This window comes from Polynucleobacter rarus (genome assembly GCF_003072505.1).
In the GTDB taxonomy this organism is placed as follows: domain Bacteria; phylum Pseudomonadota; class Gammaproteobacteria; order Burkholderiales; family Burkholderiaceae; genus Polynucleobacter; species Polynucleobacter rarus.
Genome location: NZ_NTGB01000001.1, coordinates 2,254,055 through 2,273,907, shown reverse-complemented (window position 1 = coordinate 2,273,907; position 19,853 = coordinate 2,254,055). Strand labels below are relative to the sequence as shown.

The 19,853-nt window shown below is 41.7% G+C and carries 22 protein-coding genes; 6 read left to right on the top strand and 16 right to left on the bottom strand.

Features of this window, described 5'->3' with window-relative positions; all coding sequences use genetic code 11:
• Positions 1–114: 114 nt before the first annotated feature.
• Positions 115–786, bottom strand: a complete 672-nt coding sequence (locus tag AOC35_RS10850) for a protein-L-isoaspartate O-methyltransferase family protein (protein WP_211307509.1) — start codon at positions 784–786, stop codon at positions 115–117.
• 202 nt (positions 787–988) lie between these two features.
• On the opposite strand from AOC35_RS10850, the gene AOC35_RS10845 reads away from it, so the two are divergent.
• From AOC35_RS10845 to AOC35_RS10820, 6 genes are all read left to right on the top strand, one after another.
• On the top strand, positions 989–2,395 hold the full coding sequence (locus AOC35_RS10845; protein ID WP_108647101.1) for an efflux RND transporter periplasmic adaptor subunit: 1,407 nt from the start codon (positions 989–991) through the stop codon (positions 2,393–2,395).
• Positions 2,396–2,411: 16 nt separating this feature from the next.
• Entirely contained in the window at positions 2,412–3,206 is a 795-nt protein-coding gene (locus AOC35_RS10840; RefSeq protein WP_108647100.1) for an ABC transporter ATP-binding protein, read from the top strand.
• A gap of 12 nt (positions 3,207–3,218) precedes the next feature.
• On the top strand, positions 3,219–4,451 hold the full coding sequence (locus AOC35_RS10835) for an ABC transporter permease (protein WP_108647099.1): 1,233 nt from the start codon (positions 3,219–3,221) through the stop codon (positions 4,449–4,451).
• 214 nt (positions 4,452–4,665) lie between these two features.
• Positions 4,666–5,526 (top strand): undecaprenyl-diphosphate phosphatase, encoded by an 861-nt coding sequence (locus tag AOC35_RS10830; RefSeq protein ID WP_425440645.1) that lies wholly within the window; start codon positions 4,666–4,668, stop codon positions 5,524–5,526.
• Between the two features lie 37 nt (positions 5,527–5,563).
• Positions 5,564–6,355, top strand: coding sequence for a tRNA (guanosine(46)-N7)-methyltransferase TrmB (trmB, locus tag AOC35_RS10825; protein ID WP_108647097.1), 792 nt, complete (start codon positions 5,564–5,566; stop codon positions 6,353–6,355).
• Between the two features lie 364 nt (positions 6,356–6,719).
• Entirely contained in the window at positions 6,720–7,748 is a 1,029-nt protein-coding gene (locus tag AOC35_RS10820; protein ID WP_108647096.1) for a lytic transglycosylase domain-containing protein, read from the top strand.
• 19 nt (positions 7,749–7,767) lie between these two features.
• On the opposite strand, the gene nusB is transcribed toward AOC35_RS10820, so the two are convergent.
• The 15 genes from nusB to tolQ form a co-directional block, all read right to left on the bottom strand.
• Complete coding sequence (nusB, locus tag AOC35_RS10815; RefSeq protein WP_108647095.1) at positions 7,768–8,265, bottom strand: transcription antitermination factor NusB; 498 nt, start codon at positions 8,263–8,265, stop codon at positions 7,768–7,770.
• Positions 8,258–8,773 carry a 6,7-dimethyl-8-ribityllumazine synthase gene (ribH, locus tag AOC35_RS10810; protein WP_108647094.1) on the bottom strand — a complete coding sequence of 172 codons (516 nt, stop codon included), beginning with the start codon at positions 8,771–8,773 and terminating at the stop codon, positions 8,258–8,260. Before ribH ends, nusB begins: the two co-directional genes overlap by 8 nt.
• Positions 8,774–8,838: 65 nt before the next feature.
• Positions 8,839–9,972, bottom strand: coding sequence for a bifunctional 3,4-dihydroxy-2-butanone-4-phosphate synthase/GTP cyclohydrolase II (gene ribBA, locus AOC35_RS10805; RefSeq protein ID WP_108647093.1), 1,134 nt, complete (start codon positions 9,970–9,972; stop codon positions 8,839–8,841).
• 20 nt (positions 9,973–9,992) lie between these two features.
• A complete protein-coding gene (locus AOC35_RS10800; RefSeq protein ID WP_108647092.1) occupies positions 9,993–10,676 on the bottom strand; it encodes a riboflavin synthase in 684 nt (227 codons plus the stop codon).
• A gap of 80 nt (positions 10,677–10,756) precedes the next feature.
• Positions 10,757–11,830 carry a bifunctional diaminohydroxyphosphoribosylaminopyrimidine deaminase/5-amino-6-(5-phosphoribosylamino)uracil reductase RibD gene (ribD, locus tag AOC35_RS10795; RefSeq protein ID WP_245898488.1) on the bottom strand — a complete coding sequence of 358 codons (1,074 nt, stop codon included), beginning with the start codon at positions 11,828–11,830 and terminating at the stop codon, positions 10,757–10,759.
• A gap of 180 nt (positions 11,831–12,010) precedes the next feature.
• Positions 12,011–12,670: a pilus assembly FimT family protein gene (locus tag AOC35_RS10790; RefSeq protein WP_108647090.1), complete on the bottom strand. Its 660-nt coding sequence runs from the start codon at positions 12,668–12,670 to the stop codon at positions 12,011–12,013.
• Positions 12,643–13,188: a hypothetical protein gene (locus AOC35_RS10785; protein ID WP_108647089.1), complete on the bottom strand. Its 546-nt coding sequence runs from the start codon at positions 13,186–13,188 to the stop codon at positions 12,643–12,645. Before AOC35_RS10785 ends, AOC35_RS10790 begins: the two co-directional genes overlap by 28 nt.
• A gap of 9 nt (positions 13,189–13,197) precedes the next feature.
• A complete protein-coding gene (locus AOC35_RS10780) occupies positions 13,198–13,845 on the bottom strand; it encodes a hypothetical protein (RefSeq protein WP_108647088.1) in 648 nt (215 codons plus the stop codon).
• A gap of 319 nt (positions 13,846–14,164) precedes the next feature.
• A complete protein-coding gene (queC, locus tag AOC35_RS10770; RefSeq protein ID WP_108647086.1) occupies positions 14,165–14,911 on the bottom strand; it encodes a 7-cyano-7-deazaguanine synthase QueC in 747 nt (248 codons plus the stop codon).
• Positions 14,912–14,940: 29 nt separating this feature from the next.
• Positions 14,941–15,690, bottom strand: coding sequence for a tol-pal system protein YbgF (ybgF, locus tag AOC35_RS10765; protein ID WP_108647085.1), 750 nt, complete (start codon positions 15,688–15,690; stop codon positions 14,941–14,943).
• Complete coding sequence (gene pal, locus AOC35_RS10760; protein WP_425440628.1) at positions 15,687–16,223, bottom strand: peptidoglycan-associated lipoprotein Pal; 537 nt, start codon at positions 16,221–16,223, stop codon at positions 15,687–15,689. Before pal ends, ybgF begins: the two co-directional genes overlap by 4 nt.
• An 88-nt stretch (positions 16,224–16,311) precedes the next feature.
• Positions 16,312–17,589, bottom strand: coding sequence for a Tol-Pal system beta propeller repeat protein TolB (gene tolB, locus AOC35_RS10755; protein ID WP_245898487.1), 1,278 nt, complete (start codon positions 17,587–17,589; stop codon positions 16,312–16,314).
• Positions 17,590–17,802: 213 nt separating this feature from the next.
• Complete coding sequence (locus AOC35_RS10750) at positions 17,803–18,657, bottom strand: energy transducer TonB (protein WP_108647083.1); 855 nt, start codon at positions 18,655–18,657, stop codon at positions 17,803–17,805.
• A 25-nt stretch (positions 18,658–18,682) separates the two neighbouring features.
• Positions 18,683–19,108: a protein TolR gene (gene tolR, locus AOC35_RS10745; protein ID WP_108647082.1), complete on the bottom strand. Its 426-nt coding sequence runs from the start codon at positions 19,106–19,108 to the stop codon at positions 18,683–18,685.
• Complete coding sequence (gene tolQ, locus AOC35_RS10740; protein ID WP_108647081.1) at positions 19,089–19,757, bottom strand: protein TolQ; 669 nt, start codon at positions 19,755–19,757, stop codon at positions 19,089–19,091. Before tolQ ends, tolR begins: the two co-directional genes overlap by 20 nt.
• Between the last annotated feature and the right edge of the window lie 96 nt (positions 19,758–19,853).

Genomic DNA, 19,853 nt, shown 5'->3' with positions numbered 1-19,853 from the left:
AAAAAAACAATGAAAATCGATTAAGACCACAATTTAAATCAGATGTTTAATTTTTATTTATTGTAATCTTAAAGAGTAAAAACTCAAAAATCCTACTTCAAAGTAGCTAATTTCTTAAAATTCGAATTGTTCGATACCTGCAGACTCCGTTTTTAGCATCGGAACTAAAGTTTCAAAAAGAGACTCTGTTTGGAAATAATCATGACTATGACGTGTGATTAATACAGCGCTCATGACAGGCTCTTGCCCAACAAAGGCTAAGAGCTTCCCACCGATATTCAATTGATTTTTAAGACTAATGGGTATTTCTTTTAAACCACCTGAGACACAGATAATGTCATAAGTGTTATTTTCAGAAACTTTCCAACCAGCGGAGGCATCACCAACTTCTACTCTTATATTAGGAATACGGCATTTATGAAAATTATCAATCGCAAAATCAGCGAGTTCAGGTCGAATTTCGACTGTAGTCACACTTTTCGCAAAATAAGCTAAAAGAGCTGCCATGTATCCTGATCCTGTGCCAATCTCTAAGACCCGATCTTGACCGCGAGGTTTAATCGCCTGCAATACCCGTGCTTCAATTTTGGGCTCCATCATCACTTCTTGAGAGTCTTGAATCGGTAAAAAGATATCGGAGAACACCAAGGGTACTTGACTATCTAAGGCAAAAAGTTCCCGACGAATGATATTGAGCGTTTCTAACACTTGGATGTCACTAATACTCCAAGGACGAATTTGTTGTTCAATCATTTTGTGACGGAAGTTCGTGATGTTAATAGTCATTGTTTGGAAAGAGGCAAAAAAGTGAATAAGGGCAAAATGGGATAGTGACGTCAAAATGGAATAAAAGCATTCATTCTATTTTAGTAGAGTTAAGATAAGAATAAACATGAAATGAACAAAAAATGATAAAAGTCATTAATAAGATGATGTTTGTTACATCTTATGGCTAAAATCAGTTTATCGAATTTACATAAAAATACTTATGCCCCAAAATCAAGTAAAACCCAAATCCTGGCTGAAGTGGATAGTCATTGCGATCATTCTGATTGGTTTAGCCATTGCAGCATGGTTCCTCTCTAAGCAATACTTAGTAATGAGCCAACCGAAATACACGACGGTCAGTGTTGAGGAAGGGCCAATTGTTGCAAATATTCGGGCGAGTGGCACTCTGAATCCAGTACGGTCGATTACGATTGGTACCGGGGTTTCTGGCATGATTCGTGAATTAACGGTCGACTTTAACGATAAAGTAAAACAGGATCAGATCATTGCGAAGATTGATCAACGCGAGTTTCAGGCGAAATATGATCAAGCACTTGCAAATTACGAATTAGCGCTAAAAAATCACGAATACAACATTTCTTTAATGCAGCAAGGGTTTATTTCTAAACAAGCCTTGGTAACAACTGAAAATACCTTGAAGGCAGCTCTCGGTGCGCTGGACCTTTCGAAAAAATCTTTAGACGATACGCTCATTCGTTCTCCGGTCGATGGTGTGGTGGTTAAGCGTAGCGTGGAAGTTGGTCAAACCGTGGCCGCTAGTTTGCAGTCCCCAGAGATTTTCATCATCGCTCGTAATTTGGCAGAGATGCAGGTCGAAACCTCGATTGATGAGTCCGATGTCGGGCGCATTGAAGAAGGGCAGGAAGCTACTTTTACAGTCGATGCATTTCCGAATAAGGTCTTTAATGGCAAAGTTAAACAAGTCCGTAAAGCACCAGTCAATATCCAAAACGTGGTGACTTATACCGTTTTAATCACGGCGGATAATCCAGATTTGAAATTATTGCCCGGTATGACGGCTAATGCCAGAATCGTCGTTGAAAAGAAAGAAAAGACCCTTAAAGTCTTAAATAGTGCACTGCGCTTCAGAATGCCTGCAACAGATAAAACCTCTAGCTGGAATAAGTCTGGCAAAGATAAAGCGCCTGAAAATCCACCCTGGTGGAAGTTTTGGGAAAGTAATAGTAAACCAACTGTAGTAGCTGGCGCAAAAGGTAGTTCATCCGATCGGCCGACTGACGCCAATGCTAATCCAAACGCTAATCCAAACGCTAATCCAAACGCCAATCCAAATGCCCCTGCTACAGCCGGTGGGAGTTTTAGTGGGAATGCCCAACGCTCCTCTCGCTTTGGTAGCGGTCAAAGTAATTTCCGTAGTGTCTATGTTCTAGAAAATGATGGCAAGCAAGAGAAGCCAGTTCGAAAAGCATTTCGTTTAGGTTTGACGGATGGTGAATATTCTGAAATCCTGCCACTGCGTGACGCTAAAGAAGCACAATTAAAAGTAGGTGATTTGGTCATAACGGGGATTGAGGGTCAAGCCTTTGGAGCATCTGGCGGGTCTAGCGGATCAGGTCCTCAGCGTAGCGGCCCAAGAATGTTTTAAGTCTATTCAGTCCTTTATGCCTTTAATACATTCTAAAAACCTCGTTAAGTCTTACGGCAATGGCGTCCAAGAAGTGCGCGCACTCGACGGTGTTGACTTAGATATTGAGCAAGGCGACTTTGTGGCGATTATTGGCGCTTCCGGATCGGGTAAGTCCACGTTTATGAATATGATTGGTTGCCTTGATACGCCGACCAGTGGTCTTTATGAATTAGCTGGTCAAAATGTCAGTCAAATGAGTATTGATGAGTTAGCCGATATCCGAAGTCAACGCATTGGCTTTGTGTTTCAGCAATTTAATTTACTTGCTAGAACTAGTGCGCTGGACAATGTGGCCATGCCCTTGCAATATATGCGGTCTGGCAAACTTGCCGGTCTTAGCAAAAAAGAACAAAAGGAACATGCTAGAGATCGGCTAGCTCAAGTTGGTTTAGGTGATCGATTAAGTCATACCCCCAGTGAGTTATCAGGTGGACAACAACAACGCGTTGCTATCGCACGTGCCCTCGTCAACGATCCAGATTTAATTTTGGCGGATGAGCCAACCGGTGCCCTCGACTCAAAAATGACTGTTGAGATTATGGAATTGCTCAAATCACTGAATCAAGGCGGTATGACAGTGATTGTGGTCACGCATGAACCGGATGTGGCGGCTTATGCCAATCAAGTAGTGGTGTTTAAGGACGGCAAAATCATTGAGATTAAGCATCAACATCAGCATCAACATCAACACCAAACTCAACTCGAAGTAATACCCCCCGTCAATACCGCTCAATCCGTTATTTCTCCCGATGTTCCTTCAGTACTTTAAAGATCCAAGCACATGTCAAATTCCGTTAACTTATTAATTGCTTTACAAGCACTTCGGGTCAATAAGTTACGTTCTGTCCTCACGATGCTGGGGATTGTGATTGGGGTAGCTGCTGTGATTGCCATGATTGCGATTGGTGGTGGTGCACAACAACGGGTACAAGAGCAAATTGCGAGCCTTGGTTCAAATCTCTTGATTGTGATTCCTGGCTCCGTGATTCAGTCAGGCGCAAGACTAGGCCTGGGCAATGCTCAAACCTTAACGGAATCGGATTACAAGGCCATCCAAATGGAGATCCCAGAAGTTCAAGTGGCCGCTCCTGTATCGAGGGGTAACGCTCAAGTGGTTTATGGCAACACGAACTGGGCTACTTCTATTAACGGGGTTTATAACGATTATTTCGAAGCACGTGAGTGGAATTTGACTGAGGGCCGGTTTTTCGACCAAGGAGAAATATCGCGCTTTGGTAAAGTAGCCATCATTGGTAAGACCGTCGCATCTCAACTATTTGGTGAAGATACCCCGATTGGTGAAGTGGTGCGGATTCGAGGAATTCCTTTTGAAATCATTGGAGTTGCCGATGGTAAAGGTCAAAGTGGTATGGGGCAAGACCAAGATGATGTGATCTTTGTACCCCTAACAACAGGACGAAATAGATTATTTGGTGAGCCTCGAGGCCGGATTGCCAGGGTCGGAACTATTTTAGTAAAAGCCAATAATGGCGCTGATACCAAATATGTAGAAGACCGAGTGACAGATCTACTCCGTCAACGTCACCGTATTCGACCAACGATGGAAAATGACTTCCAAGTCAGAAATCTCTCCGAGATTTTAAAAACCCAAGAAGCTGCGAGTCGTGTGATGTCGATGTTACTCGCCGCAGTCGCTTCTGTCAGTCTTTTGGTTGGGGGAATCGGCATCATGAATATTATGCTCGTCTCCGTAACAGAAAGAACCCGTGAAATTGGACTGCGCTTGGCGGTGGGCGCAAGAAGTAAAGATATCATGACCCAATTTTTGGTGGAGGCAATGACGCTTTCCACGATTGGTGGGGGGATTGGCGTTTTATTAGGCGTTGGTATTTCTTTGTTGGTGGCTTGGTTGGCAAGTTGGAATATCAGCTTATCGTTGCTCTCTATTGTGTTAGCAGTGGGCTTTTCAGCCACCATTGGTATTTTCTTTGGTTATTACCCCGCTAAGACGGCTGCCCAAATGCAACCGATTGCAGCTCTTCGTTACGAATAGACAAATCATATTTTTAATACTTTTGCACCTATTTCAGCTTGAGTACGAGGAAGATGTAAAACAGTCCGTTTAAAATAAATGGTCAAGTGTGTTAAGTGAAGTACTGAGAGATTTTCCAAAGTTGTACTGATTCGCCTTGAATGGAATACTGACTGATTGTTGAACCAATGACTCTTCAAATAGATAGTCAAATAAATTAGGAATTGAAATGGACTTGGACTTTATATTGTTAGGCAAAGCGCTGATCCTTGGCGTGGTTGAAGGATTAACGGAGTTTTTACCCATTTCAAGTACCGGTCATCTCATCTTAGCGGGACATTTACTCAGTTTTAATGACGAAAAAGGCAAAGCCTTTGAAGTGATTATCCAGTTAGGCGCTATCTTAGCGGTATGTTGGGAGTTCAGAACGAAGATTGCCAGTGTTATTTCTGGCCTTGGTAGAAGACCTTTATCCAATCGTTTTGCGCTTAATATTGTGATTGCCTCGATACCTGCCATCACATTAGCCTTGGTATTTGGCAAAATGATTAAAGCTCATTTATTTGCGCCGATTCCTGTAGCCACTGCTTTTATTGTTGGTGGCTTCATTATTTTATGGGCTGAGAAATTAGAGTTAGCTAAACAAAAGAACCAAAAAGTCATTATTCGTAGCATTGAGCATGTTGAAGATTTAAGTACGAAAGATGCCATTAAGGTCGGTCTTGCCCAGTGTGCGGCTCTTATTCCTGGAACTTCTAGATCAGGAGCGACGATTATTGGTGGGATGTTATTGGGACTACCAAGGCAGGTCGCAACCGAGTTTTCCTTTTTTCTGGCGATTCCGGTCATTGCTGGAGCAACGATTTACGAAATCTACAAATTAAGGCAAGACATTGGCAATATGGATTGGTCTAGTTTTGGCCCAGTTCTCGCCGTGGGCTTTGTAGCTGCTTTTATTTCGGCCTTTTTTTGTGTGCGTTGGTTGATTAAATATGTAAGCCATCACAATTTCAAACCCTTTGCATGGTACCGCATTGTATTTGGCGTCATTGTTCTTGCCACATCAGCCTTAGGTATAGTAAATTGGACGGCTTGAGGATTTCATCCTAGCTGTTTGAGGTAACTAACAAAACATGACAATAGTAAAAACAGAAGAGTTATCTACTCCTTCTATAGAAAGTACTGATCAAGACAGCGTTTCCACATCAGCCGTTTCGCTTTGGCCTAGGCGCATTAAGTCTTTTGTGATGCGAGCTGGCAGGACTACTTCCGGTCAACAAAAAGCCATTGACGAGTTAGGCCCACAATTTTTAATTCCTTTTAGTAAAGAACCATTACAACTTCAAGCTGCTTTTGGTGACAGTTCTAAAAATCATATCTTAGAAATTGGTTTTGGAATGGGTGAAACGACCGCTCACATTGCGAAGATTCGGCCTAACGATCACTTTTTAGCGATTGAGGTCCATGAACCTGGCGTTGGGGCATTGCTCAAGCAAATTGGTGAATTGAGCTTACAGAATATCCGGATTATTCGGCACGATGCGGTGGAAGTCGTTGAATATATGTTGGCTGATAACTCCTTAGATGGCTTTCATTTGTTTTTTCCTGATCCGTGGCATAAGAAAAAACACAACAAGCGCCGTTTAGTTCAACCGGATTTTCTTGAAAAAATATTACCTAAACTCAAAAGCGGCGCATACATTCATATGGCAACCGATTGGGAAGAGTATGCCTTTCAAATGTTAGATGTACTTACCCAGCATCCACAAATTAAAAATACCTCCACAAACACTGTGAAACTAGAAGATGGTCGTGAAGTGTTAGGGTTTGCCATCCGACCAGATTATCGTCCTATTACCAAGTTCGAGAACCGAGGCCTGAAACTTGGGCATGGTGTCTGGGATTTAATGTTTATCAAGCTTTAATCCTGTTTGATTTCTTGATTTGTAACACAAGATGTAGAGTATTTTGAAGTCAAATTGATGAATTTAAAGACATAAATTATTTTTTTTACATTACAAGTCAATATGTTGAATCATTTTTCTTTCCATAATATGAGAAAAATAAGAGAAAAGAGTAAAAACAGGAATCATTTCAGATAATAAAATTAGTGCCCACTAACATTATCTTTACTTTGAATTCCCGATAAATAGTAGTTAGTGGTCATAAACATCGTACCCAAATGGGCAAATTCAATAACTTTACTGTATAACTTATAAGTTCTTTATGCTTGACTTGATATAAAGACTTCCCTAACATGAACTTCTGTTTATAACTAGTAAAGAGTTAATGAAAAAATCTTTGTTCAAACTTCATGAGCAGGCAGCTGCTAAAGCAAGGTCGCAGGCAAGACGCGATCGTTTGAACGCATTTAAAGAAAACCTCGTTAGCAATAATGCATTGAAAAAATATTTACCAAAAAATTTATACTCCGTTATTCAATCCAATAAATGGATTCAGACCTCGGCCGTTGTTACAGTTTTTCTGATAACCGGTATCGCTGTGAATGAACCACTCAGAAATGATCTATTGCGTCAAATCAACTTGATTGATGAATTTAAATCCGCTGATGCTTTCGATTTAAGCCAGCCTGAGGAATCAGGCATGCGTCCTGTGATATTTTCCTATCCCGGTAGAGGTAATGGCAAATTAAGCTTAGTTGAGCCAAGCGTGCAACATCTGCCCGTGCCATCGATTGCACCACTCGCAAATCAAATTAGTAATGGCAAGATAGATCCTCAGGCACTAGACTCTCGTTTACTCGATTCACCTCAGAATCAAGCAAAGATTGCTAGCTTAATGGCTGAGAAGTATAAAGTTGATTTGCAAACCCTTAAAAGCTATGTGTCCCATGCGGTCATCGTTGGTAAGGAGGTCAGTATTGATCCCGTCTTAATTATTGCAGTGATGGCGATTGAGTCTAATTTTAAAGCGACAGTTCAAAGTCCAGTAGGTGCTCAAGGTTTAATGCAAGTGATGACGAGCGTTCATGCCAATAAATTTATTCCTTACGGCGGAGTGGAGGCGGCGTTTAAGCCAGAAGCAAACATTCGGGTAGGTGCTTACATCTTGAAGTACCTCATTGCCCAAGCAGGAAGCCTCTCTGGAGGACTGCGTTCCTATGTTGGCGCCTCTACTAACGGTGATGGCGGTTATGCAGTGAAGGTCCTCAATGAACGCAACTTTTTGACAAGCTATCTTGGTGGGTCAAATCCGCAGGATAATAATGATATAGAGTCAGCTGATAGTACTAAATCACAGCAAAATCAGTCCCAAGGGCTATTAAAGTTCCTAGGAATGAACGCTACAGATTCCTAGAAGATATAAAGGAAAAAGATTAGCTATTAATCTCGAGGGCACGTAAGTCTTTGGCCAACTTATCCAATACGCCGTTAACATACTTGTGACCGTCTGTACCACCAAAAGTCTTAGCAAGTTCTACCGCTTCGTTAATTGCCACTTTGTACGGAGTTGATAAATCAAACTTCAGCTCAAAAGCACCAATTAATAAAGTAGAAAACTCAACAGGTGAAAGTTCATCCACAGGACGATCAATATGTTTCAGAATTTCTGCCTCTAATGCTTCTAAATTCGTGCAAACACCATCAAAGAGAGTGTAAAAGAGTTCATCCTGCGCTTTTTTAAAGCCAGGATCTTCAGCCAATTGACGCTCAATCGAAGATTGATTCGGTACACTACCAGAGGAGCGTACCACTAACCATTGATAAATACCTTGTAGGGCATACTCACGAGCGCGTCTACGCGGCGTTAAAGAGCGTTTAACCTGTGTCGAGGAGACTAATTTATGAGCTTGCGTCAAATAAGGATTATGCATCTTCCCCTTCCTGAAGAATCAGGCAGAAATTCGCCATTTCTACAGCAGCTAAAGCACAATCCGCACCTTTTTGATGAACTCTTGCTAAAGCTTGCTCATCAGTATCACAAGTCAAAATGCCATTGGCAATTGGAATACCTAAATCTAAACCAACTCTAGTAATACCGGCACCAGATTCATTAGAAACTAGTTCAAAGTGGTAGGTTTCACCACGAATTACCGCTCCAAGAGCGATTAAGGCATCAAATTCGCTTGATTCAGCTAATTTTTGTAGTGCTAGTGGAATTTCTAAAGCACCAGGAACCGTTGTTAATAAAATATCATCTGTAGATACACCTAAACGAACCAATTCTTTAACGCAACTGGAAGTAAGTTCGCGGCATATACCTTCATTAAACCTGGCTTGAACGATTGCAATACGTAACTCAGAGCCCTCTAAATTGGGTTCTAAAAAGTCAACTTCATTTAACTGCGTTGGAATATTCTCTTGCAAGGTCGTGTCAGTCATGGAATATCTCCGTTAGGTGGTAAAAAATTCTGTTTTAAAGCAATTTACAAAAATAGGAATCTATTTTAATTGGTTGGCACCGAATAACCAACTACTTCTAATTGATAAGCAGACATTCCTGAAATTGGCCCCGGTTTTGCTAATAATTCCATCTTACCTACGCCTTGATCTTTTAAGATTTGAGCACCGATACCGTAGGTTCTAAAATCCACTTTCCGAATTGCAGGACCGGTCTGATCATCTGGTAGGGGATCGACAAACTCTTCAGTCCATTGATGAAAAGAGGTTTTATGGGAAGATACATTGAGTAAAACAGCTACGCCACTTTCAGCATCCGAAATCTTTTTCATGGCGGCGTCGAGTGACCAAGAGTGGTACTTAGAAGTCTGGGCAAGGACATCTAACAAAATCGCTGGTTCATGAACTCGCACTAAAGTGACTTTACTCGGTGTGGGACTACCTTTGGTTAAGGCTAAATGGTAATTATTGCTAGATAAGTCTTGGTAAAGAGTGGATTTAAATTCACCCCAAATAGTTTGGAGTGTTTTTTGACCAACACGTTTGACCATACTTTCATTTTGACTACGATATTTAATTAAATCGACAATCGTACCGATCTTCAGTTGATGCTCTTTAGCAAATTCAATCAAATCAGGCAAACGTGCCATCGTGCCGTCATCTTTCATGATTTCGCAGATGACGGAAGCTGCCGTAACACAGCCAGCCATGGCTGCTAAATCGCAACCCGCTTCAGTATGACCAGAACGAATTAAAACACCACCTGGTTGTGCCATTAAAGGAAAAATATGACCTGGCTGAACTAAATCAGTTGGTTTAGCATGTTTTGTAACAGCAGTTCTCACTGTATGTGCTCTATCAGCCGCAGAAATACCCGTTGTGACACCAGTTGCTGCTTCAATCGATACCGTAAAGTTGGTACCCATTGAGGCACCGTTATCTCTTACCATCAGGGGAAGGCGCAATTGTTCACAGCGCTCTTTCGTGAGGGTCAAGCAAATTAAGCCACGACCAAACTTTGCCATAAAGTTAATCGCCTCTGCAGTAACGTGTTCTGCAGCCATGACTAGATCACCTTCGTTTTCGCGATCCTCTTCATCCACCAAAATCACCATTTTTCCATTACGGATATCTTCAATGATTTCTTCGGTTGAACTAAGGTGGTTTGAAAAATTAGTCATATCTTCTTTTTAAGGTTCGGTTACTTCAGGGCGATTCCAGAGCTGCTTAACATTCTTTCGACATATCTAGCAATCAAATCTACTTCAAGGTTGACATCAAAACCAACTTTTAAGTACTGCAAGGTGGTATGTTCAAGTGTGTGCGGGATTAGGTTGATATGAACTCTACAAAAAGCCTGATCGTTAATCTCTAAATCCTCAACCAAGTTCACAGTGAGTGAAGTACCGTTCACCACAATCGAGCCTTTATAGGCAAAATACTTAGCAAGAAACATTGGAGCATCAATGGCAAGATGCCACGATGTGTTATTTGTATTTTCAAGATCACTAGAAGGTGAAGTGTTTTCTTTATCGGAGGCAACAACTTCAAAAATGGCAACACGCCCAATTCCGTCGACATGCCCACTAACGAGATGACCACCTAAGCGATCATTTAAGCGTAATGCTTTTTCTAAATTGACCGGTCCTAATTGATTTAGTCCGATGGTTTTTTGGATGGATTCTTTTGAAATATCAATTTCAAATGACTTTTCTGTGGGATGAAGTTCTACCACCGTCATACAAGCACCTTGTATAGCGATACTATCACCCAAAAAAACGTCCGAAAGATCTAAGCTTTGCGCATCAATTTTCAAGCGATACCCATCTCCATGGGGTCGCACAGATACAATATTTCCGACAGCAGCAATAATTCCAGTAAACATGCCTCTATTATCCTCTAATTGACGTAGTTTGTTCTAATCAGAACGGATATCTATCCAGTTAAAAGTGAAGGGATTGTAAACTATTCCCGAACCAACCGAATGCGCTGATCAATCCCTACATTAGATCGCTCAATGACTCGCCAGCGCGAAGCATCTGTTAGATGGTCGATAGCGCTTAAATTGGCTAGACCTAAGCCTTTCCCTAATAAAACAGGTGCTTGGTAGAGCAGTATCTCATCTACACATTCTTCGCGGAGCAAAGAACCATTGAGTTTAAACCCAGCTTCAACATGAACTTCATTGGCATGAAATTGATCAGCAAGGTATTTTAAGGCAGCGGCTAAATCAACTTTGCCAGCTTCATTTGGGATGGGAATAATTTTCAGATGGGGATGAGCTAAAAATAAGGCATTCATCTTATCTGTATCGTTAATTGAACAAAAAATCACCGCATCCCCTGACGATAGAACTTTCGCGGAGGGAGAAATCTCTAATTTAGAGTCAATAATAGCTTTTAATGGCTGACGGGTGACATTCAAACCTCGCACCGTTAATTCAGGGTCATCGGCAAGTACAGTACCAAAACCGGTAAGGATCACGCTAGCTTGAGCCCGAAAGCGATGACCATCTAATCTAGCTTGTGCACTGGTAATCCATTGGCTTTTACCATTGGGTAGCGCAGTAATACCGTCTAGACTCGATGCAATTTTAAGTCGAACCCAAGGCATGCCAGTTTGCATACGTTTCATAAAGCCAGGGTTCAGTGCCATCGATTGTTCGGCTAGAAGACCCGTATGAACTTCAATCTGATGTTCTTTTAAGCGTTCAATCCCTTTGCCTAAAACAAAAGGATTAGGATCGGTAGAACAAATGAATACTTTTTTGATGCCTGCCACAATAATTGCATCAACACAGGGTGGTGTTTTGCCAAAATGACAACAAGGCTCTAAGGTGACATAAGCAGTTGCACCAAGGGTATCAAAACCTCGTTCACGCGCGTTCCGAATCGCCATCACCTCAGCGTGATGAGATCCCACTTGTTGGGTAAAACCAGCACCGATGATTTGATGCTCTTTGACAAGCACACAACCAACCCGCGGGTTAGGATCAGTAATCCAAAGCGCCTTCTTGGCCTCTAAAAGGGCCTGGTTCATAAAAAAATAATCTTGCGGATTAAACATAGTGGTCTTTATCGGGGCTTTTCGGATTTTAAAAATAGGTAAACCGAAAGTGGCTTTGGTATCAATACAGAATTCTAAACTTTCTCAGCAAGTATAGTTTAGAAAAAATCAATTTAAAGGTGACAAACCTGACAAAATCTTCAAAATGACATTTTACAGCGAGAGAGTACACTTCGGATTGATTGCTTCAGGCTTACATAATCGAAGCCTTCCACTATCACCTAAAACTAAATGGTATTCAATATTGGGATAAATCTTACTCCAAAACACGATACGATTCGCCACAAAGCCACCATTTTTGGTTTGGGCAGCTCCTAGGGCATTAAAACTCAAATGGCGAAGTTTTTCACCCGACTCTGAGGTAATACTTGCATTTGGACATCTAGGGTGTGGGTAGGATTTGATACTGATATCAGAAAATTGAGTGCCGCTGACAGGAGCACTTTGCCTAGGTCGGATTGTTGTCACTTGAGAGGAGATTTCTTTTTTCCAGAGGGGTTTTGTAATCGCCTCGGTCTCAAATCGCATCTCTGGATTATAAAAAGCAACCCAGCCAGACTCCCACGAGTTATTACAAATGGGCATGATGCTGATTGTGGTTTTGTGGGCGCGGGCTAAAGTACGGATACGCTGCGCATCCAACATCAATGCGTGAGCAGTTGAGTAGACTTCATTTCTAGCCTGATAGGTACTAAAAACAGATGTCGATATGTGCGAGGCAAAAAGTAAAAAAATCGCTACAAGCCCTATCACTGTAACGGCTTCAATCAAAGTAAAACCTTTGATTAATTTGTTGGAAGAGGATGTTTGCATGCTGGTAGTTGACCCCAAATATAGTTTGTTTTTGGTTGAAGGGCATTTAATTCTTGTTCCCAATGCAAGTCGAATATCTCACGCCAAGACAGTTTAGAAATCGCTTGATTGGTTGGTGAGAGGGTGACAACTGCTTGTAATCGGGAGGAGCCTAAAATCTGGTTACTGATGGGGTGAATCAGTTCGTGATGAACAGAAACACGGTAACTTTTTTGAAGAGCAAGCTTAGAGGATTTAGTACTGGTTTTAGTACTAGTTGGATTCGTCATTGCTTCAACATGGCAACATTGACCCCATCGTTGCGTTGGTAGCTCTTGCAAACCCACGATGCCAAGACACTGTCCCAAATGCTCCTGTGCTTTATAAAATATAAATTTTTCTTGCCAAGACTTGGCTAATTGATCTGATTGACGATGCATTTGCTCGATGAGAATAGTTCCCCAAAGACCAACCAAACTAATCAATCCCAGGGTAATAGGTAAAATAAAACCAGCATTTTTTCCTTTAGCTCTATTCATAAATTCAAATCAAAGCGATATCTGATTTTGAAGAGCGATGGACTTATGGTATTGACGTGATGACTGCATCGTTAATTCAACGATCACTACATCGTCTTCTAAGTAAATGAGAAAGTCATTTACCCCAGTCAAAATACCATCATTTTGTACTTGACCATTGTTGGTCAAACTCTGGCACATTAAGGTTCCAATTGCATTCCCTTTATTCCCTCGGAATTGGACAAAAAATCCAATTCTAGACAAACCTTGGTGGGTCCTTTTATCGGTAATTTTTCTACCAACACAATCAAAGTGACCATAGGTTTCATGTTGGATGAGTATGGCATCTGTTTGGCGCCGCCCAGCAAGATAGGATTGCTGAGTTGATGTTTTGCCAACTTTATCGGTCGTTAAGGTAGCTTGTTGAAAAACCTGTATGCCAACTAAGGGAGGTTTTTGAGACCGTGAGTTTGAAGATTGACCCTTGATAATATCTTCAAAACCCGCTTGTTGGATGCTACGTGTAATGATTTGTAAAACTTGTTCAACTTGAGCGACTTCCTCTCTTAAGGCCCTCCCATCATCCATGTTCTTTTGTAGAACTGGTACAGCATGGGTTAAGCCTGCTAAAACAATCGTTAAAAGACTAATGCTCAGCATGAGTTCAACCAAATTCATCGTGACCCCCTTTTGTTGAGATGAAATCCTTTTAAGCGGATTTCTTCACTAGAGACCTGTTCTAAATGTTTGGTAAACCTGCCATAGAGCTCTTGATGATGTTGATGACTAGTATATAAATAATTGATACCCGCCCCCAAACAAAAGGAAATAATAACTAGGGCAGTGAGAAGTTCGATCAGAATAAATCCATGGTTCATGGATACTATTAAAGACGATGTACGCTCTGTAGATAGGGGTTATGCGCGTCAGACTTATCTTAAAATGAGGTCAGAGCAGTCTGACATCATTACTTTTTAAGACGATTTATCGTTCAGAATCAAGTATTGCTTTGATAGACCGTTGGATCAGATAAACCCGCTTCACTAAACCCTAGTTTTCGTAAGCGGCATGATTCACAAATGCCACACGCTTGACCCTGGGCATTGGCCTGGTAACAGGACACGGTCTTGGCGTAATCGACGCCGAGAGCCATACCTAATCGAATAATTTCTGATTTATGCAAATCAATAATGGGTGCATGTACTCGGATGGAGTGCTCTTCAACGCCGATCCGAGTAGCCAAATTCGCCATTGCTTCAAATGATTGCACGTAAGCGGGGCGGCAATCCGGATAGCCCGAGTAATCTACAGCATTAGCGCCAAAGAAAATATCCTGTCCACCCAGAGCTTCCATCCAACCGAGCGCGCAAGATAAAAGAATAGTATTTCTAGCCGGTACGTAAGTTACTGGAATTTCGCCGACATTTTCAGGGTGCGGATTTGCCTTACCGTTGATTGGAATCTCGATTTCAGAATCAGTGAGCGCTGAACCCCCAAAACGCCGTAAATCTAACTCAATGATTTCATGCTGAAAAGCGCCATAAGCTTTTGCTACATTGACGGCAGCGTCTAGTTCAGAAGAGTGGGTTTGACCATAACGAACAGAAAGCGCATAGGGCGTATAACCCAGAGTTTTAATGAGTGCGAGTAGGGTCGCAGAGTCCAGGCCACCAGAGAGTAACAGAACCGCTGGAGCACCTTTTTTCTTCGGGGCAAATCTTTCAAATTGTTTTAAAACATCCATATTTAATCGTAACTTTTTAAAATCTTTAGTTACTTGACTTTACTCAGGGTTAACCGAGCCGTTTCTGCTGATTTACTGTCTGGGAAACTTTTAATTAATAGCTCTAAAGTTTTTCTACCCTCTGTCTTTTGATTTGACTCTAAAAGACAGTTAGCGATATTTAACAGTGCTTGTGGAACACGTGGATGATCTGGAAAAGCTTTAATCAGAGCATTACCTGCCGCAATTGCCCCTTTGAAGTCTTTGCTAGCGTATTTGCTAACCGAGAGCCAATATTGTGCAACTGGCCAATAAGGGCTATTGGGATATGCCGTAATAAATTGGCTTAAAAGCCCTTCCGCTTTTACAGGATTGCCCTCTTTAAATTCGAGTAAGGCCTGATCGTACAATTCTTTTTCGGCAGGCTGAATTTTCCCTGTAACACCCTCAACTTCAATTTTGACAGGCTCAATAAGTTTTAGACGAGCATTCTGATCATTGATACGATCATTCAACTCACTGTAGTAAATTTTTAAAATACTTTTTTGATCATCTACCACTCTCTCAAGTTCCTCAATTCGGCCACGCAATTTTGCATTTTCCTGAACAGAGCGTTCAAAAGAATTAGTTAATTCAAAAATCGCTTTTTGATTATTTTTTGTGGAATCAGTGAGTACATTAATCTGCTTACGGGCATCACTGTCCTCAAAGATAGCGGCATGAGAACTTTGGCAAGCCAAGGCACTCAGCGCAGCGAAAGCTAAAACCCGAGTAAGTTGGAGAGGAATCATTTGGCTCATTGATAGGCGATGTCCGCACGACGATTATCTGCACGACCCGCTTCATCAGTATTCGGTGATTTTGGTTTCTCTTTACCGAAACTGACAGCTTCCATTTGGGCATCTGGCACACCGAGTAAACTCAACATTTTACGAACTGCTTCAGAGCGTTTTTGTCCTAAAGCTAAGTTATATTCACTTGTTCCAGAATCATCGGTATTGCCTTGGATTGAAATGCGATAATTTTTATTCGCTTTTAAAAACTTAGCGTGTGCATCGATTAGCGCCTGATCAGAACTTTTTACTGTGTAGCTGTCGAAATCGAAATAAAAGCTCTTGTTATAAATTGGACTTTTTGGATCATTCCAAGGTTGATTAGCAAATTTACTGTCAACGCTGCCAGAACTGTTGTTACCACTTTTTGCATTTTCATCTACATCATCTAATTTCACACCTGAGGAGCAAGCAGTCAGACCAACTGTAATCAGTGCGAGGGCAAACAAACTAAAACGACGCAACATTGTTTGATTGTTGAAAAAGAAATTTGTCGACATATCAGAGTCCTTAAAAAGTGGTTTATTACAAAAAGAAATACTGGGTTAAAAGGTGCAATTATTGTATTTGGTGTTGTTTGGTAAAAGCTTAGTTCATAAATGGACCCCAAGCAGGCTCCCTAACATCTGAGCCTGGAATACTTAAGGTTTGTTTCACGGAGCCATCAATCGAGACAGCGGCTAAGACATTGCGACTACCGATTCGAGTAGCATACAAAATAAATTTTCCATTGGCTGCAAAAGAAGGTGTCTCATCATAATTTGTTTGGGTAAGTCCTAAGACATCCCCTGTTTTTAAGTCGAGTAATTGTAATTTATACCCACCAGCCCTGGCAATGTAGGCCAAATACCTTCCATCAGGAGAAATTCTAGGACTCGTTGCATAACTATGTTTAAAAGTCACTCGACTCGCGTTACCTAATACTTCACCATCACTACTCATCCGGTAAATTTGCGGCGAACCACCACGATCACTCGTGAAATAAATTGATTTTCCATCTCTTGACCATTGGGGTTCTGTATCGACGGCAGAGCCTACTGTCAGACGTTTTAAATTAGAGCCATTTGCATTGAGGCTATAAATTTGGGTATTACCATCACGTGATAGGGAAATGGCAAGTTTCGATCCGTCTGGAGACCAAGCCGGCGCGCTGTTATTGCCTTTTTGATTCGCTAAAACAATACGTTTACCTGTAGCTAATTCGTGCACATAAACTACTGGTTTTTTTGTTTCAAAAGAAACATAAGCAACATTTTTTCCATCGGGTGACCATACTGGAGAAATAATAGGCTCAATACTAGTCAGAGCCACTTTGGAGTTTTGACCATCTGAATCGGAAATCATTAACTGGAACTGTTTATTGTTTTTTGTAATGTAGGAAAGGCGGGTAGAGAAAATACCACGCTCACCAGTTAAGCGCTGAACGATATCATCCGCAATCGCATGACCAGCTCGGCGTAATTCCTGATTACTTACTTGTACGGTAGTGCCGCCTAGAGATTCTTTTTTTACCGTATCAAAGAGTCGGTAAGTAATTTCAAACATGCCACCAGGTAAAGGTTTGACATCACCAATCGCAAGAGCTTGGGCACGCCTTGCGGTCCAAAAAGATAAATCTGGATTTTCTGAAATACCTTGGACGGTACTGCCTGGGTCAATATTAAAAAATTTACCAGTATTGGCTAAATCGGATCGGACTACATCTGTAACTTTGGCAGGCAGATTATTCTCAGCCATAAAGCTCGTCACTGCGATTGGAAATAGGGACTGTCCAACCCCAGAAATTTCGATTTGCATTTGTGCAAAGCTAGAAGAAGAGATACCAATTAAGGTAAGCAAACAGAGTCGATTAAATAAAGCGCGCATGGCTTTCCTAAAATAATACTTCGACTTGAATAACGGCATCGAACCAACCCTCTCTTTTTACACTTTTTTCTTATTGCTAATAACTTCTTTATCTTAGCTTGAACTCTCATGGCAAGCATTTAGAGTCTATTTTAACTGTCTTCTAAGAAAAAGGAGTGAAAAAGGCGGGGTTTTATGATGAGAGCAGTTTTCCGAACTGAACACGCGAAAAAATCAGTCTTTTGGCCTAAAAATTAATGTGATTTGTCTAGGTACCGAGCCGTTATCATCTTTCGGGAGAGACCCTGCTAGCTCTAGAGTGCGCAAGATGGCATTATCCCACTCCGACAAACCGCTAGATTTGACTAATTTTTGTTTAATGATTCTGCCGTCCGGTGCGAGATCCACTTGAATCGTGACGGCCGGATTGCCAACTACGCCCGCTGGGTTAAAAGTAATTTTGGGCTTTATAAATTTTATAACCTTCTCAGCAAAACCTGGGGAATCGTTTCCACCAGTGCCGACCCCTGAGCCCACCATGCCGCCACTGCCACCACCTTCTGAGCCAGCCTGAGCCCTTAGTTTCTCAATCCGGTCCAAGCGATCTTTTTCAGCATCGGCTTTGGCCTTCGCCTCTTTTGCCTCCTTGACTGGATCCGTAGTTGGTTTTGTTTTAGTCGACTCTTTTACTTTTGGTGGCTCAACCTTCGGTGGTTCCGGTTTTGGCTTGGGTTTTTCGATCGGTTTATAAGTGAGAGGGGGTGTTGTTGGTTTTTTTTCTACTTTAGGTTTTTCCGGTTTTGGCTCTTCTTTTTTCTTTTTGGTAACAATCTCTGCTTTTTCATCATTGTTAATGACCGGCTTCTCAACTACCGGCTCAGGTTCAATTTGTCGAGTTGGAACTGGGGCGTCCCATAATTCGACTTCGACACCAGCTGGAGTTGAGCTAGTACGCCAATTCAAACCAACCGTGAACATTAAAACGAGAAGGCTGTGGGCTGCCAAACTCAGTAAGAGGGCCTTTTTGCCCCCGGGTTCAGGTTGCTTCCAGCCGCGGATTGGGAAGGTCGTTCGGTTAGCTGCAAGCATGATCTAGAAGTTTCTTCAAAATCAATTATTTACCTTTTACAGCGAGGCCAACGCGTTTAACGCCATTTTCTTTGAGGCTTGACATGACATCCATCACCACCTCATATTTAATTGATTTATCAGCGGCAATCACCATTGGTTGATCTGGATTTTTATCGGCCAGCTCTCTTGCAAAAGCACCTAATTGAGCTTTATTCAAAGTTTTAGTCGCTTGACCGTTTTCATTAATCTTAATTTCTTCACGCTCATTAATATTAAGAAAAATGGGCGGAAGTGCTTGTACCTTTGCCCCACCGACAGTAGGTAAATTCACTACCCCTGGATTTACAAAAGGTGCTGTGACCATGAAGATCACGAGCAATACCAACATCACATCGATATAAGGTACGACATTGATATCGGACATTGCGCGGCGTTTGCCGCCTCTTGAACTACGCTGAATACTTGCCATTCGATTGTCGCTGAAGGATGTTAGTAAACTCTTCGATAAAGGTCTCAAACCGAATTGCTAAACGGTCAACATCGGAGGCACTGCGATTGTAGAAAACAACTGCAGGAATCGCCGCAAATAAACCAATGGCGGTGGCTACTAAAGCCTCCGCAATACCCGGAGCAACACTAGCTAAAGTGGCTTGTTGCACGTTGGCCAGACCTCTAAACGAATTCATGATGCCCCAAACTGTACCAAATAAACCAATGTAAGGGGAGACTGATCCGACTGAAGCTAAAAAAGGCAGATTGGCCTCTAAGGCATCCATTTCACGCTGATAGGCCGCTTTCATGGCACGTCTTGCAGGATCAATATCCTTGCCTTTTAAAAACTCTTGCATCCCTGCTTGAAAAATTCTTTGTAAAGAGTTGGCATGCTTGCCCTGATTTCTTTGGGCAGCTTCAAGTAATGTACTTAAATCGCCACCCGACCAAAAGTCTTTTTCAAAAGCTTCCGTTTCGCGGCGCACGGCACCTAAGGAAATGCCCTTACGAAAAATAATGGACCAAGAGCCAATTGATAAACTGACCAACAGGATAAGAATGAGTTGCACCACAATACTGGCATGCATGACGAGACTGATAATGGATAAATCTTCTTGTTGCGGCATAGGGAATCTTACAGAGAGTAATATTTTTTAAAAAAGAAACGCTTTGTATACATTTTGAGGCATGTTGAACAAAGAACCACTACTAAACATTTTAGG

Coding starts and splice junctions, on each gene's coding strand:
- AOC35_RS10850 (WP_211307509.1), bottom strand. CDS start 786: ATGACTATTAACATCACGAACTTCCGTCACAAAATGATTGAACAACAA.
- AOC35_RS10845 (WP_108647101.1), top strand. CDS start 989: ATGCCCCAAAATCAAGTAAAACCCAAATCCTGGCTGAAGTGGATAGTC.
- AOC35_RS10840 (WP_108647100.1), top strand. CDS start 2,412: ATGCCTTTAATACATTCTAAAAACCTCGTTAAGTCTTACGGCAATGGC.
- AOC35_RS10835 (WP_108647099.1), top strand. CDS start 3,219: ATGTCAAATTCCGTTAACTTATTAATTGCTTTACAAGCACTTCGGGTC.
- trmB (WP_108647097.1), top strand. CDS start 5,564: ATGACAATAGTAAAAACAGAAGAGTTATCTACTCCTTCTATAGAAAGT.
- AOC35_RS10820 (WP_108647096.1), top strand. CDS start 6,720: ATGAAAAAATCTTTGTTCAAACTTCATGAGCAGGCAGCTGCTAAAGCA.
- nusB (WP_108647095.1), bottom strand. CDS start 8,265: ATGCATAATCCTTATTTGACGCAAGCTCATAAATTAGTCTCCTCGACA.
- ribH (WP_108647094.1), bottom strand. CDS start 8,773: ATGACTGACACGACCTTGCAAGAGAATATTCCAACGCAGTTAAATGAA.
- ribBA (WP_108647093.1), bottom strand. CDS start 9,972: ATGACTAATTTTTCAAACCACCTTAGTTCAACCGAAGAAATCATTGAA.
- AOC35_RS10800 (WP_108647092.1), bottom strand. CDS start 10,676: ATGTTTACTGGAATTATTGCTGCTGTCGGAAATATTGTATCTGTGCGA.
- ribD (WP_245898488.1), bottom strand. CDS start 11,830: ATGAACCAGGCCCTTTTAGAGGCCAAGAAGGCGCTTTGGATTACTGAT.
- AOC35_RS10790 (WP_108647090.1), bottom strand. CDS start 12,670: ATGCAAACATCCTCTTCCAACAAATTAATCAAAGGTTTTACTTTGATT.
- AOC35_RS10785 (WP_108647089.1), bottom strand. CDS start 13,188: ATGAATAGAGCTAAAGGAAAAAATGCTGGTTTTATTTTACCTATTACC.
- AOC35_RS10780 (WP_108647088.1), bottom strand. CDS start 13,845: ATGAATTTGGTTGAACTCATGCTGAGCATTAGTCTTTTAACGATTGTT.
- queC (WP_108647086.1), bottom strand. CDS start 14,911: ATGGATGTTTTAAAACAATTTGAAAGATTTGCCCCGAAGAAAAAAGGT.
- ybgF (WP_108647085.1), bottom strand. CDS start 15,690: ATGAGCCAAATGATTCCTCTCCAACTTACTCGGGTTTTAGCTTTCGCT.
- pal (WP_425440628.1), bottom strand. CDS start 16,223: ATGTCGACAAATTTCTTTTTCAACAATCAAACAATGTTGCGTCGTTTT.
- tolB (WP_245898487.1), bottom strand. CDS start 17,589: ATGCGCGCTTTATTTAATCGACTCTGTTTGCTTACCTTAATTGGTATC.
- AOC35_RS10750 (WP_108647083.1), bottom strand. CDS start 18,657: ATGCTTGCAGCTAACCGAACGACCTTCCCAATCCGCGGCTGGAAGCAA.
- tolR (WP_108647082.1), bottom strand. CDS start 19,108: ATGGCAAGTATTCAGCGTAGTTCAAGAGGCGGCAAACGCCGCGCAATG.
- tolQ (WP_108647081.1), bottom strand. CDS start 19,757: ATGCCGCAACAAGAAGATTTATCCATTATCAGTCTCGTCATGCATGCC.